The organism is Streptomyces sp. NPDC001732, assembly GCF_053596315.1.
This window is the reverse complement of sequence record NZ_JBSFFY010000007.1, coordinates 171,418-183,949: the sequence shown is the minus strand read 5'-3', so window position 1 is coordinate 183,949 and position 12,532 is coordinate 171,418. Positions and strand designations below refer to the sequence as shown.

The 12,532-nt window shown below is 71.2% G+C and carries 12 protein-coding genes; 6 read left to right on the top strand and 6 right to left on the bottom strand.

Annotation, left to right across the window (positions count from 1 at the left end; genetic code table 11):
• Positions 1–12 precede the first annotated feature (12 nt).
• The gene (locus ACWCXX_RS10770) at positions 13–1,137 is read right to left on the bottom strand and encodes an alpha/beta hydrolase (protein WP_451125980.1); all 1,125 of its coding nucleotides are present in this window, start codon (positions 1,135–1,137) and stop codon (positions 13–15) included.
• 140 nt (positions 1,138–1,277) lie between these two features.
• Between ACWCXX_RS10770 and ACWCXX_RS10765 the strand changes: the two genes are divergently transcribed.
• From ACWCXX_RS10765 to ACWCXX_RS10740, 6 genes are all read left to right on the top strand, one after another.
• Positions 1,278–3,119 (top strand): phosphatidylglycerol lysyltransferase domain-containing protein, encoded by a 1,842-nt coding sequence (locus tag ACWCXX_RS10765; RefSeq protein ID WP_451125979.1) that lies wholly within the window; start codon positions 1,278–1,280, stop codon positions 3,117–3,119.
• Positions 3,120–3,150: 31 nt separating this feature from the next.
• Positions 3,151–4,011: a dihydropteroate synthase gene (gene folP / locus ACWCXX_RS10760; RefSeq protein ID WP_451125978.1), complete on the top strand. Its 861-nt coding sequence runs from the start codon at positions 3,151–3,153 to the stop codon at positions 4,009–4,011.
• Positions 4,008–4,490, top strand: a complete 483-nt coding sequence (locus ACWCXX_RS10755; RefSeq protein WP_451125977.1) for a nuclear transport factor 2 family protein — start codon at positions 4,008–4,010, stop codon at positions 4,488–4,490. Before folP ends, ACWCXX_RS10755 begins: the two co-directional genes overlap by 4 nt.
• Before the next feature lie 260 nt (positions 4,491–4,750).
• Entirely contained in the window at positions 4,751–5,110 is a 360-nt protein-coding gene (folB, locus tag ACWCXX_RS10750) for a dihydroneopterin aldolase (RefSeq protein ID WP_451125976.1), read from the top strand.
• Positions 5,107–5,718 (top strand): 2-amino-4-hydroxy-6-hydroxymethyldihydropteridine diphosphokinase, encoded by a 612-nt coding sequence (gene folK, locus ACWCXX_RS10745; protein ID WP_451125975.1) that lies wholly within the window; start codon positions 5,107–5,109, stop codon positions 5,716–5,718. Before folB ends, folK begins: the two co-directional genes overlap by 4 nt.
• A gap of 124 nt (positions 5,719–5,842) precedes the next feature.
• Positions 5,843–6,325 (top strand): DUF3180 domain-containing protein, encoded by a 483-nt coding sequence (locus ACWCXX_RS10740; RefSeq protein ID WP_451125974.1) that lies wholly within the window; start codon positions 5,843–5,845, stop codon positions 6,323–6,325.
• Positions 6,326–6,430: 105 nt separating this feature from the next.
• Here the strand turns inward: ACWCXX_RS10740 and folE are convergent, their stop codons facing one another.
• The 5 genes from folE to ACWCXX_RS10715 all read right to left on the bottom strand — a co-directional run bounded on the left by folE (position 6,431) and on the right by ACWCXX_RS10715 (position 12,483).
• On the bottom strand, positions 6,431–7,036 hold the full coding sequence (gene folE, locus ACWCXX_RS10735) for a GTP cyclohydrolase I FolE (RefSeq protein WP_283852315.1): 606 nt from the start codon (positions 7,034–7,036) through the stop codon (positions 6,431–6,433).
• 150 nt (positions 7,037–7,186) lie between these two features.
• The gene (gene ftsH / locus ACWCXX_RS10730; RefSeq protein ID WP_451125973.1) at positions 7,187–9,217 is read right to left on the bottom strand and encodes an ATP-dependent zinc metalloprotease FtsH; all 2,031 of its coding nucleotides are present in this window, start codon (positions 9,215–9,217) and stop codon (positions 7,187–7,189) included.
• Positions 9,218–9,442: 225 nt separating this feature from the next.
• Positions 9,443–9,982: a hypoxanthine phosphoribosyltransferase gene (hpt, locus tag ACWCXX_RS10725; protein ID WP_451126036.1), complete on the bottom strand. Its 540-nt coding sequence runs from the start codon at positions 9,980–9,982 to the stop codon at positions 9,443–9,445.
• A gap of 101 nt (positions 9,983–10,083) precedes the next feature.
• Positions 10,084–11,166, bottom strand: a complete 1,083-nt coding sequence (gene tilS, locus ACWCXX_RS10720) for a tRNA lysidine(34) synthetase TilS (RefSeq protein WP_451125972.1) — start codon at positions 11,164–11,166, stop codon at positions 10,084–10,086.
• Positions 11,167–11,352: 186 nt separating this feature from the next.
• Entirely contained in the window at positions 11,353–12,483 is a 1,131-nt protein-coding gene (locus tag ACWCXX_RS10715) for a zinc-dependent metalloprotease (RefSeq protein WP_451125971.1), read from the bottom strand.
• Positions 12,484–12,532: the final 49 nt, after the last annotated feature.

The following is a 12,532-nucleotide window of genomic DNA, read 5'->3' as shown; positions in this document are numbered from 1 at the left end:
CCCCCGGCCCCGTCAGCTCTCGCTGAGCCGGCCGCTCATCCACTCCAGCGCCGGCGGGATCTCCCGCCGCCAGGTGTTGAAGTTGTGCCCGCCGCTGTCCAGCACGATCGACGAGACCTGGGCGGGCGACTTCACCTTGGCGACGAACCGCTGCGTGGCGCGGTAGTTCCCCTCGCCGTGCCGGGACGTCGTGACCAGGAAGGACGAGGCGGGCTGCTTCGGCAGGTGGTCCAGGCTCCACATCAGGTCGGCCCGGTCGCGCGCCCGCTGGTCGCCGTGGAAGAGGTCGCCGGTCGTCGGGTCCTCGGCCGCCTTGTAGTACGCGGAGAGCCCGACGCTCGCGGCGAACCGGTCCGGGTGGTGGAGGCCGATCTTCAGCGCACAGTAACCGCCGGTCGAATTGCCCATGATGCCCCAGTTGCGGGGCAGCCTGCCGACCCGGTACACGTCCGAGACCACCTGCGGCAGGTCCTCGGCGAGGAACGTCTCGGTCTGCGGCCCGCCCTTGATGTCCACGCACTCGGTGTCCCGCGGCGGCGCCAGCGTCGGCCGCAGCATCACCAGGATCATCGGCTGCGCCCGGCCGGCCTTCACCCGTTCGTACGCCGTCTGCGGGTACCGGAGGCCCTTCAGGAGGTTCTCCGCGATGCCCGGATAGCCGGTGAGGACGACGACCGCGGGAAACTTCCGGCGGGCGAACGCGGGCTGGAAGTACTCGGGCGGGAGGTACACGTACGCCGAGCTCTCGATCCCCGACCGCCGGCCCGAGATCACGACCTTGTCGATCCGCCCCTTCCTCTCCGGCCGCGAGGCGCCCGGCACGTCCGGCAGCTGCGCGCCCACCCGGACGATGTTCTTGGCGGCCAGCGTCCCTGCCGCGTGGTCCGTGACCACCCCCAGGTCCTGCTTCCGGCCGAGCAGGTCGTCCCACGAGCCGTAGAAGAGGAAGGAGTTGTTGGCCACCAGACCGACCGAGGCGAAGAGCGTCACCTGGGTCACCAGCAACAGGCCGACCCTGCCGAGCACCGGGCGCACGCCGCGGCGGGCCAGCCGGGGCCAGAGCCAGACCGTGGCGGCGAAGAACGCCACCGCCAGCGCGACGACCAGGCCCAGGAACACATTGCTGGTGAGACCCATGGTGGGGTGAGCTTTCTTGTCTGGAAATTTCCGGCCGACGGGTGAACCACCGTTCCGGAAGCCTCGTCCTACAAGTCGCACATCGTCCGAAGGGCTACGGCCGAAGGACTCAAGAATCTCTCGCGGAACCACGGGAAGCGATGTCTGTCACGCTAGATGGGGATAAATCAGGATCGGTTCCGAGCCCTGTACGCAGGTTCGTCCACGGCCCGCGCCCCGAGTCCGTACCGGCCCTGGTCGGCACCGCCTGCACCGCCGTCGGCCTGATCGATGTCGCGGCGGGCGTCTTCCCGCGCTTCCGGCACAGCCGGATGCACACCCTCGCCGAGGTGCTGCCCGGCGCCCTCGGACCGTTCGCCGCCGCCCTCTCCCTGAGCGCGGGCGTCCTCCTGCTGCTGCTCGCCCACGGCCTCAAGCGGCGCAAGCGGCGGGCCTGGCGGGCCGCCGTCGTCCTGCTGCCGGCCGGGGCGCTGGCGCAGTTCGCCTACCGGCACTCGGTCATCGGCACCCTCGTCTCGCTGGCCCTCTGCCTGCTGCTGGTCCGGCACCGCGGCGAGTTCGCCGCCCTGCCCGACCCCCGGAGCCGCTGGCGGGCCCTGGCCAACTTCGTACTCCTCGGCGCCGGCTCGATCGCCCTCGGGCTCGTCGTCGTCAGCGCCCACCCCGGCCGGGTCGTGGGCAACCCCAGCATCGCCGACCGCCTCCAGCACGTGCTGTACGGGATGTTCGGCATCGAGGGCCCCGTCGGCTACTCCGGGGACACCTCCTGGACCGTGGGGTACTCGCTCGGCGCCCTCGGCCTGCTCACCGCCGTCACCACCATCTACCTCGCCTTCCGCCCCGAACACCCGGCGGCCCGCCTCACCGAGGACGACGAGGCCCGGCTGCGCGCCCTGCTGGAGAAGCACGGCGGCCGCGACTCGCTCGGCCACTTCGCGCTCCGCCGCGACAAGGGCGTCGTCTTCTCCCCCAGCGGCAAGGCCGCCGTCTGCTACCGCGTCGTGTCCGGGGTGATGCTGGCCAGCGGCGACCCGATCGGCGACGTGGAGGCGTGGCCGGGCGCCATCGAACGCTTCATGGACGAGGCCAAGGCCCACTCCTGGACCCCGGCCGTGATGGGCTGCAGCGAGACCGGCGGCGAGGTCTGGACCCGCGAGACCGGCCTCGACGCACTGGAACTCGGCGACGAGGCGGTGGTGGACGTCGCGGATTTCTCGCTCGCCGGGCGGGCGATGCGCAACGTACGCCAGATGGTGAAGCGCATCGAACGTCTCGGCTACGAGACCCGGGTCCGCCGCGTCCGTGACATCGACGAGGCCGAGCTGGCCCGCATCCGCCGCGCCGCCGCCGACTGGCGCGGCACCGACAACGAACGCGGCTTCTCCATGGCGCTCGGCCGGATCGGCGACCCCGCCGACGGGGACTGCATCGTCGCAACCGCCCACAGGACCGACGAGCACACCGCCGACTCCCCGTACGGCGACCTGAAGGCCGTGCTCCACTTCGTCCCGTGGGGCGACGACGGCATGTCCCTCGACCTCATGCGCCGCGACCGCTCCGCCGACCCCGGCATGAACGAACTGCTGATCGTCGCCGCCCTCCAGGCGGCCCCCCGGCTCTCCGTCGAACGCGTCTCGCTGAACTTCGCGATGTTCCGCTCGGCGCTCGCCCGGGGCGAGAAGCTGGGCGCGGGGCCGGTGCTGCGCGTCTGGCGCGGACTGCTGATCTTCCTGTCGCGCTGGTTCCAGATCGAGTCGCTGTACAAGTTCAACGCCAAGTTCCGGCCCCGCTGGGAACCCCGCTTCGTGGTCTACCGCGCCGCCCGCGACCTGCCCCGCATCTCGCTCGCCGCCATGCGGGCGGAGGGCTTCGTGAACGTCTCGCTGCCCCGCCCCCTCGCCCGCCGTTTCCCGGCCCCGGCCCCCCGCCCCTGCGCCCACACCCCGGCCCCCGAGCAGGAGCAGCACGTACGCGCGGCATAGCACCGCACCGTACGGGGCCTACGCTGGTCGCATGAGTACGTTGCGTGGACGAGGCACGGTCCAGGGCCTGCCGGAGTGGGACCGCTGCGCGGTCATGGGTGTCGTGAACGTGACGCCGGACTCCTTCTCCGACGGGGGCCGCTGGTTCGACACCACGGCCGCGATCAAGCACGGCCTGGACCTGGTGGCCGAGGGCGCCGACCTGATCGACGTCGGCGGCGAGTCCACCCGCCCCGGAGCCAGCCGGGTGGACGCGTCGGAGGAGCTGCGGCGTGTCGTCCCCGTGGTCCGGGGCCTGGCCGCCGAAGGGGTCACGGTCTCCGTGGACACCATGCGGGCCCGGGTCGCCGAGGAGGCCGTCGCGGCCGGAGCCGCCCTGGTCAACGACGTGAGCGGCGGCCTCGCCGACCCGGACATGGTCCCGGTCGTCGCCGCGGCCGGAGCCCCGTTCGTAGTGATGCACTGGCGCGGCTTCAGCGAGTCCATGAACAGCCGGGCGGTGTACGGGGACGTCGTCGCCGAGGTCGTCTCGGAGCTGCGGGAACGGATGGACGCCGTGGTCGCGGGCGGCGTCGCGCCGGAACGGATCGTGATCGACCCCGGTCTCGGCTTCGCCAAGGAGGCCGCCCACGACCTCGCCCTGGTGGCCCGCCTCGACGCGTTGCGCGTCCTGGGCCGCCCGCTGCTGGTCGCCGCCTCCCGCAAGCGGTTCCTCGGCCACGTACTGGCCGGCGAGGGCGCCGCACCGCCGCCCGCCCGCGAACGCGACGCCGCCACCGCGGCGGTCTCCGCGCTCTCCGCCCACGCGGGCGCCTGGGCCGTCCGGGTCCACGAGGTGCGGGCCACCGCCGACGCCGTACGGGTCGCCCGTGCCGTCGAGGGAGCCGCGTGAGCGGGGGCCGCGACGAGCACGCGGAGGCAGCCGCCGACATCGCGGCCGTCGAACGGGCCAACACCGCCTTCTACGAGGCGATGGAGCGCGGCGACTTCGACGAGCTCTCCGGGCTCTGGCTGCCGGGCGAGGACCTCACCGTCTCCTGCGTCCACCCGGGCTGGCCGGTGCTGACCGGGCGCGGCGAAGTGCTGCGCAGTTACGCCCTGATCATGGCGAACACCGAGTACATCCAGTTCTTCCTGACCGACGTCGGCATCTCCATGACCGGTGACACCGCCCTGGTGACCTGCACGGAGAACATCCTCAGCGGCGGCCCCGCGGAGGACGGCAGCGCGCTCGGCCCGCTGGTCGGCCAACTCGTCGTGGCGACCAATGTGTTCCGTCGCACACCCGACGGCTGGAAGCTCTGGTCCCACCACGGCTCGCCCGTGCTGGCCGAGAGCGGGGAGGAGGAGGGCGAGGAGCCCTCCTCCTGACCCCCTCCCGCCACCGGAGAACCCCGCTTTTCCGGCAGGAGAACGCCCCTCCCGGCGGGGAGCGGGCGCGCGGGCGCACCCCGGAAAAGGGGTTGGAACCCCGCGAGGCGGGTATACGCGGCTACCAGCCCCGTGAGGTCCTGCCCACGGCCCCCACGGGCGGGCACTGTCGGTGCCCGAAGGTAGATTCGAAAGAGGGCACCTCGCCGTCCGCACGCGGCCCCGTGTCTCTACGCCCAACGACAGCAGGAGTGATTCGCGTGGATCGTGTCGCGCTGCGCGGCCTCAAGGCCCGTGGACACCATGGTGTTTTTCCCCGGGAGCGGGAAGAGGGCCAGACGTTCATCGTGGACCTGGTGCTCGGCCTCGACACCCGCCCCGCGGCGGCCGCCGACGACCTGACGAAGACGGTGCACTACGGCATCGTCGCGGAGGAAGTGGTCGACGTGGTGCGGGGCGAGCCCGTCGACCTGATCGAGACCCTCGCGGAACGCATCGCCCAGACATGCCTCAAGCACGCAGGGGTCGAGGAGGTGGAGGTCGTGGTGCACAAGCCGGACGCGCCGATCACCGTCCCCTTCGACGACGTCACCATCACCATCACCCGGAGCCGAGCATGACTGCGTTTTCCACCGAGGGGCAGAGCGACCCGACCGTCCAGCCGGTGCCCGCCTCCGTGGTCGAGCAGGTGGACGCGGCGGACACCACCCTGTCCAACCCCAAGCTCGCCGTGATCTCCCTGGGGTCCAACCTCGGCAACCGCCTGGAGACCCTCCAGGGGGCCGTCGACGCCCTGGAGGACACCCCCGGCCTGCGGGTCAAGGCGGTCTCCCCGGTGTACGAGACGGAGCCCTGGGGCGTCGCCCCCGGCTCCCAGCCCTCGTACTTCAACGCGGTGATCGTCGTGAAGACGACCCTCCCCCCGTCGTCCCTCCTGGAGCGCGGCCAGGCCGTCGAGGAGGCCTTCGACCGGGTCCGCGAGGAGCGCTGGGGCCCGCGCACCATCGACGTCGACATCGTGACGTACGCGGATGTCGTCTCCGACGACCCGGTGCTGACCCTCCCCCACCCCAGGGCCCACGAGCGGGCCTTCGTCCTCGCCCCGTGGCACGACATCGACCCCGGGGCCCAGCTGCCCGGCGTCGGGCCCGTGGCCGAGCTGCTGGCCCGGATCGGCCGGGAGGGCGTGCTGCCCCGACCCGATCTGGAACTCCGTCTGCCCGAGTAGTCGTTAGGCTCGACGGACACGGAAAAGGTCCGCCGCCGAGCGGGCCCGGCCCCCGACGGCACGGACGCCGTCCACGGCCGGACCCTCGGCACACGGACCACTGCAGCGAAGGGCGGACCACTCGGTGAAGCAACTACGGCTCGGGGTACTGGCCGGCCTCTTCGCCGCGGCCGGAGTGCTCTCCTGGGGCGGGGCCCGCCTCTGGGACTCCCTGGGCAGTCTGCCGAGCGTGCCCCTCGCCGCACCGATCGTGCTCGCGGTGATCGCCGTCATCCTGCTGGCCACGGCGCTCTCGATCCGTTCCCGGCTGCGCGCCCAGCGCGAGCGCCGGCCGGGGGCCAAGGGCGTCGAACCGCTGATGGCCGCCCGAGCGGTCGTCTTCGGCCAGGCCAGCGCCCTGGTCGTCGCCCTGGTCTCCGGGATGTACGGCGGCATCGGCGTCTTCCTGCTCGGCTCCCTCGACATCCCGGCCCGCCGCGACCAGGCGATCTACGCGGGCTTCGCGGTCCTGGCCGGCATCGCGGTCGTCGCCGCGGCCCTCTGGCTGGAACGCATCTGCAAGCTCCCCGACGACGAGAACGACGACAAGGGCTCGGCGGCCGCATAGCGGTCACCGGGCCCTCGGCCCCTCACCGGTACCGGACCGGAAACACCGGGCCGACGCACGTCGTCGGCTCCCCGCTCCCGTCCCGGCTGCTCGGATCCCCCCGGGTCAGCTCGCCATGATCAGGCTCATGGCCTCGGCGCGCGTCGCGGGGTCGCGCAGCTGCCCGCGCACCGCCGAAGTCAGCGTCTTCGCCCCCGGCTTGCGGATGCCGCGCATCGACATGCACATGTGCTCGCACTCGATGACCACGATGACCCCGCGCGGCTCCAGAATCTCCATCAGGGACTCGGCGATCTGCGTGGTCAGCCGCTCCTGCACCTGCGGGCGGCGGGCATAGACGTCGACGAGCCGGGCCAGCTTCGACAGACCGGTGATCTTCCCGGTGGTCGCCGGGATGTACCCGACGTGCGCGACGCCCCGGAACGGCACCAGGTGGTGTTCACAGGTGCTGAAGACTTCGATGTCCTTGACCAGGACCATCTCGTCGTGGCCCAGGTCGAACGTGGTCGTGAGGACGTCCTCGGGCTCCTGGTACAGGCCCGCGAATATCTCCTTGTACGCCCGCGCCACCCGCCCCGGCGTCTCGCGCAGTCCCTCGCGGTCCGGGTCCTCGCCCACCGCGATGAGCAGTTCGCGTACCGCGGCCTCGGCCCGCTTCTCGTCGAACTCGCCGATCGAGCCCTGGCCGTCCAGCGTCACCGGGTCGGTCATCTGTGCCTCGTTCCTCTGAGCTGTCACTCGCGCACGTCTCCGCACGGATGTACGGAAAAGCCGCGCCCCCACAGGCTAGAACCTGTGGGGGCGCGGCTTCCATTCCGGGCCCGGAGCGCCCCCGTGAGAGGGGCCACACGCGGGTGGGACTCAGCTCTCGGGGCGTTCCTCCGGGACCGCCTCGGTGGCCGGGACGGCGTCCGTGGGGACGACCGAGCCGTTCGCCGTGGTGGCTCCGTTGGTGAGGGCGAGCTCCTTCGGCGAGAGCACCGGCGGACGCGTCGACGGGGTACGCCGGGCGGAGCCGGTCCACGCCGGACGGGCCGGGCGCTTCACGATCGGGGCGAAGATCTCGGCGATCTCCTCCTTGCCGAGCGTCTCCTTCTCCAGGAGCTGGAGGACCAGGTTGTCCAGCACGTCGCGGTTCTCGACGAGGATCTCCCACGCGTCGTTGTGGGCGGTCTCGATGAGCTTCTTGACCTCTTCGTCGACGAGCGCCGCGACCTCTTCCGAGTAGTCGCGCTGGTGGCCCATCTCCCGGCCCACGAAGGGCTCGGTGTTGTCGCCGCCGAACTTGATCGCGCCGAGCCGCTCCGTCATGCCGTACTGCGTGACCATCGCGCGGGCCGTCGCCGTGGCCTTCTCGATGTCGTTGGCCGCGCCGGTGGTCGGGTCGTGGAAGACCAGCTCCTCGGCCGCGCGCCCGCCCAGCATGTAGGCCAGCTGGTCGAGCATCTCGTTGCGCGTCGTGGAGTACTTGTCCTCCTCCGGGAGCACCATCGTGTAACCGAGGGCGCGACCGCGGGAGAGGATCGTGATCTTGTGGACCGGGTCCGCCTGGGGAGAGGCCGCCGCGACCAGGGCGTGTCCGCCCTCGTGGTACGCGGTGATCTTCTTCTCCTTCTCGGACATGATCCGGGTCCGCTTCTGCGGGCCCGCCACGACGCGGTCGATGGCCTCGTCGAGCATCTTGTTGTCGATCAGCTTCTGGTTGCTGCGCGCCGTGAGGAGCGCCGCCTCGTTCAGCACGTTCGACAGGTCGGCACCGGTGAAGCCGGGCGTGCGGCGGGCGACTGCGCCGAGGTCGACGTCCTTCGCGACCGGCTTGCCCTTCTGGTGCACCTTGAGGATCTCCAGACGGCCCTGCATGTCCGGCCGGTCGACCGCGATCTGCCGGTCGAAGCGGCCCGGACGCAGCAGCGCCGGGTCGAGGATGTCCGGCCGGTTCGTGGCGGCGATCAGGATGACGCCGCCCTTCACGTCGAAGCCGTCCATCTCGACGAGCAGCTGGTTGAGCGTCTGCTCGCGCTCGTCGTGACCGCCGCCCATCCCGGCACCACGGTGCCGGCCGACGGCGTCGATCTCGTCGACGAAGACGATCGCCGGGGCGTTCGCCTTGGCCTGCTCGAAGAGGTCACGGACCCGGCTGGCACCGACACCGACGAACATCTCGACGAAGTCGGAGCCGGAGATCGAGTAGAAGGGGACGCCCGCCTCGCCGGCGACGGCGCGCGCGAGCAGCGTCTTGCCGGTACCGGGAGGCCCGTACAACAGGACACCCTTGGGGATCTTGGCGCCGACGGCCTGGAACTTCGCCGGCTCCTGGAGGAACTCCTTGATCTCCTGAAGCTCCTCGACGGCCTCGTCCGACCCCGCCACGTCGGCGAACGTCGTCTTCGGGGTGTCCTTGGTGATCAGCTTGGCCTTGGACTTCCCGAACTGCATGACCCGGGAGCCGCCGCCCTGCATCTGGTTCATCAGGAACAGGAAGACGACCACGATCAGGACGAAGGGCAGCAGGGAGAGGAGGATCGAGATGAACGGGGACTGCTTCGACGGCGAGACGGTGTAGCCCTTGTCGATCGCGCCGCTCTCGAACTTCTTCTGCAGCGTGTCGGCGAGCTGGACGCCCTGGTTGCCGATGTAGCTCGCCTGGAACTTGCTTCCGGACTCGCCCGAGAGCTTCTGGCCCTTCTTCAACTCGATCTTGATGATCTGTTCGTCACCGGTGGTGAGCTTGGCCTGCTCCACCTGGTCCTTGCTGATCGCCTGGATCACCTTGCCGGTGTCCACCGATTTGTAGCCGCCCGACGAGCCGACGACCTGCATCAACACGACCACGGCGAGGACGGCCAGCACGATCCACATGACCGGCCCACGGAAGTATCGCTTCACGTCCATCCATACGGGGCGAAACCGCCCCGTCCCTCCTGCCCGTAGGTAAATGCTGCTGTGAGAAAAGAAAGACTGTTCTTCGGACGGTACCCCAGCATTGTCACCCTCGACTGCCGGGTACGTCTGTCAAAACCCGCCTTCCGAGGCTCAACGACGGGGATCCGGTGAAAGGTTCCCCGCCGTCGGCCCCGGCCGGTCCGGGCCTCGGGCCCGACGGGTGCCGGGAGGCGGTCAGCCGCCGTAGACGTGCGGGGCGAGGGTGGCGACGAAGGGGAGGTTGCGGTACTTCTCCGCGTAGTCCAGTCCGTATCCGACGACGAACTCGTTGGGGATGTCGAAACCGACCCACTTGCAGTCGAGCGCGACCTTGGCCGCGTCCGGCTTGCGCAGCAGGGTGCAGATCTCCAGGGACGCGGGCTCGCGCGAGCCGAGGTTCGACATCAGCCAGGACAGGGTCAGACCCGAGTCGATGATGTCCTCGACGATCAGGACGTGCTTGCCCTTGATGTCGGTGTCCAGGTCCTTGAGGATCCGGACCACTCCGGAGGACTGGGTGCCCGCGCCGTACGACGAGACGGCCATCCAGTCCATGGTGACGGGGGTGGACAGCGCGCGCGCCAGGTCCGCCATCACCATGACCGCGCCCTTGAGGACGCCGACGATGAGCAGGTCCTTGCCCGCGTACTCCGCGTCGATCTTCGCGGCCAGCTCGACGAGCTTCGCGTCGATCTCTTCCTTGGGGAGGAGCACCGACTGGAGGTCGGTGCCCATGTCCTTCTCGTTCACCCGCGTCTCTTTCTCTGCCTGCCGGTCACGGGGGCGCCGCCCCGTGATCCGTGCGGCCGTCCGCCTGCGGGCCGACCGCTCGTGCTTCAGCTCTGCCGAATGACCAGTCTGCCACCCTGCCGCCGGGCTTCGACCCGTCCGGGCAGGTTGATGGCTTGTTGGCCGCGCCAGCCGGTGATCAGCCGGTCGACTTCCTCGATGTGCCGGGCGAAGAGCGAACCGGCCGGGGAACCGGCCTCCATCACGGCCCGGCGCAGCACCCGGCGGCGCACGGCGGGGGGCAGGGCGTAGAGCTTGTCGCACTCCAGGCGGCCGGCGTCGTCCCGCACGGTGCGGTCGGCCTCGGCGGCCCAGGTGTCCAGGGCGTCCGCGTCGTCGCGGGAGAGCTGGGCCGTGCGGGCGAGGGCCTCGACCACCCCTTTGCCGAGCGCCTTCTCCAGGGCGGGCAGACCCTCGTGGCGCAGGCGGGAGCGGGTGTAGGCGGGGTCGGTGTTGTGCGGGTCGTCCCAGACGGGCAGGGACTGGACGAGGCAGGCCTTGCGGGCGGTCTGGCGATCGAGCTGGAGGAAGGGGCGGCGGTAGCGGCCGGCCGGTCCGGACGCGGCGGCCATGCCGGAGAGCGAGCGGATGCCGGAGCCGCGGGCGAGACCGAGCAGCACGGTCTCCGCCTGGTCGTCACGGGTGTGCCCGAGCAGGACGGCGGCGGCGCCGTGCCGCTCGGCCGCCGCGTCCAGGGCGGCGTAGCGGGCGTCGCGGGCGGCGGCCTCGGGGCCGCCTTCCCGGCCGACCCGCACGGCCACGGCCTCGACCGGGTCGAGGTGCATGGCGGTGAGGCGGTCGACGACCTCGGCGGCCCGGGTGTCGGAGCCGTCCTGGAGGCCGTGGTCGACGGTGATGCCACCGGCCCGGATGTCGAGTTTGCGGGCCTCGAAGGCGAGGGCGGAGGCGAGCGCCATGGAGTCGGCGCCGCCGGAGCAGGCCACCAGCACCAGCGGGGTGTCGGGGCGTTCGGGGAGTGCGGCGCGCCGCCTGCCCGCACCGGCTTCGGCGAGCTCGGGGCGCGGGGTGCGCCGGAGGTGTCCGGCGCTTCGGGTGTGCTCGGTGAGTACGTCGTGGAGTACGCGGCGGACCGCCAGGCGTATCGCCGCGACCGCAGGATGGGGACCCATGTCCGGTGCCCTTCGTGAAGTTTGGGGAGATGCCTCGAAGTGGCGGACGGGAGATGTGCCGTCACTCAGAGTGCGTCGATGGTGACAGAGGCGAGCAGTCCATCGAGCATTGCACGCCTTCTCATGCCCCTACGGTCCCTCGGATGGGTGATTACCGGCGCGTTTTCATTCAGTCGCCCGCCGTGATCACGACTCTGCCTTACGGTGCACCCTCGCGATCCAGTCCGCCGGCTTCGCGATCTCCGCCTTCGTCGGCAGGGTGTTCGGCGAGGTCCAGACCCGGTTGAAGCCGTCCATGCCGACCTCGTCGACCACGGCGCGGACGAACCGTTCGCCGTCGCGGTACTGGCGCAGCTTGGCGTCGAGCCCGAGGAGCTTGCGCAGCGCCTGGTCGAGGCGGCTCGCGCCGCGTGCCCTGCGCTGCTGGAACTTCTCCCGGATCTCGCCGACGGAGGAGACGACCTCGGGGCCGACACCGTCCATCACGTAGTCGGCGTGGCCTTCGAGCAGGGACATCACGGCGGTGAGCCGGCCGAGGATCTCCCGCTGCGCGGGGGTCTGGACGATTTCGACCAGGCTGCGTCCGCCGTCCTCGCCCGCCTCGCCCTCGGGGCGGCCCCCGGCCAGGGACTGGGCGGCCTCGCGGAGCCGTTCCAGGACGGTCATCGGGTCGATGTCGGTCTCGTCGAGGAATGACTGGATCTCGCCCTGGAGGTGGTCACGGAGCCAGGGCACTCCGGTGAACTGGGTGCGGTGGGTCTCCTCGTGGAGCGCGACCCAGAGCCGGAAGTCGTGCGGGGCCACGTCGAGTTCGCGCTCGACGTGGACGATGTTGGGGGCGACCAGCAGGAGTCTGCCGCCGCCGGCCGAGGCGGGGAACTCGCGGGTGGCGGGGGCGAAGGTCTCGTACTGGCCGAGGACCCGGGAGGCCAGGAACGACAGCAGCATCCCCACCTCGACGCCGGTCACCTTGCCGCCGACCGCGCCGAGCACGGCGCCGCCGGCGGTGCCCGCGCGCCGGTCCTGCATCTTCGTCAGGAGCGGGCGGAGCAGTTCGCGGAAGCCCGCGACGTTGGCCTTGATCCAGCCCGCCCGGTCCACGACCAGGACCGGGGTGTCCTCCGGCTCGACCCCCTCGGGGATCATCCGGGTGAAGGAGCGGACGTGCTCCTCCGAGGCCCTGGCGTGCCGCCGCAGTTCGGCGACGACCTCGCGGGCCTCCTCACGGCTGATCTCCGGCCCCGGCCGGACAAGTCGGATCGCGGTCGCGACCGCGAGGTTCCAGTCGACCATCTGGGCACCACCGATGCTCGTCATGCGTCAACCGTACGTGCTCGGGTCCGTCCGCGGTGCGGTGTCGCCCGGG

What these genes read in the sequence shown, in the direction of transcription:
- tilS (WP_451125972.1), bottom strand. Translation starts at nt 11,166, where the DNA reads ATGGGTCCCCATCCTGCGGTCGCGGCGATACGCCTGGCGGTCCGCCGC.
- ACWCXX_RS10765 (WP_451125979.1), top strand. Translation starts at nt 1,278, where the DNA reads ATGTCTGTCACGCTAGATGGGGATAAATCAGGATCGGTTCCGAGCCCT.
- folE (WP_283852315.1), bottom strand. Translation starts at nt 7,036, where the DNA reads ATGACCGACCCGGTGACGCTGGACGGCCAGGGCTCGATCGGCGAGTTC.
- hpt (WP_451126036.1), bottom strand. Translation starts at nt 9,982, where the DNA reads ATGGGCACCGACCTCCAGTCGGTGCTCCTCCCCAAGGAAGAGATCGAC.
- ACWCXX_RS10770 (WP_451125980.1), bottom strand. Translation starts at nt 1,137, where the DNA reads ATGGGTCTCACCAGCAATGTGTTCCTGGGCCTGGTCGTCGCGCTGGCG.
- ftsH (WP_451125973.1), bottom strand. Translation starts at nt 9,217, where the DNA reads ATGGACGTGAAGCGATACTTCCGTGGGCCGGTCATGTGGATCGTGCTG.
- folK (WP_451125975.1), top strand. Translation starts at nt 5,107, where the DNA reads ATGACTGCGTTTTCCACCGAGGGGCAGAGCGACCCGACCGTCCAGCCG.
- folP (WP_451125978.1), top strand. Translation starts at nt 3,151, where the DNA reads ATGAGTACGTTGCGTGGACGAGGCACGGTCCAGGGCCTGCCGGAGTGG.
- ACWCXX_RS10715 (WP_451125971.1), bottom strand. Translation starts at nt 12,483, where the DNA reads ATGACGAGCATCGGTGGTGCCCAGATGGTCGACTGGAACCTCGCGGTC.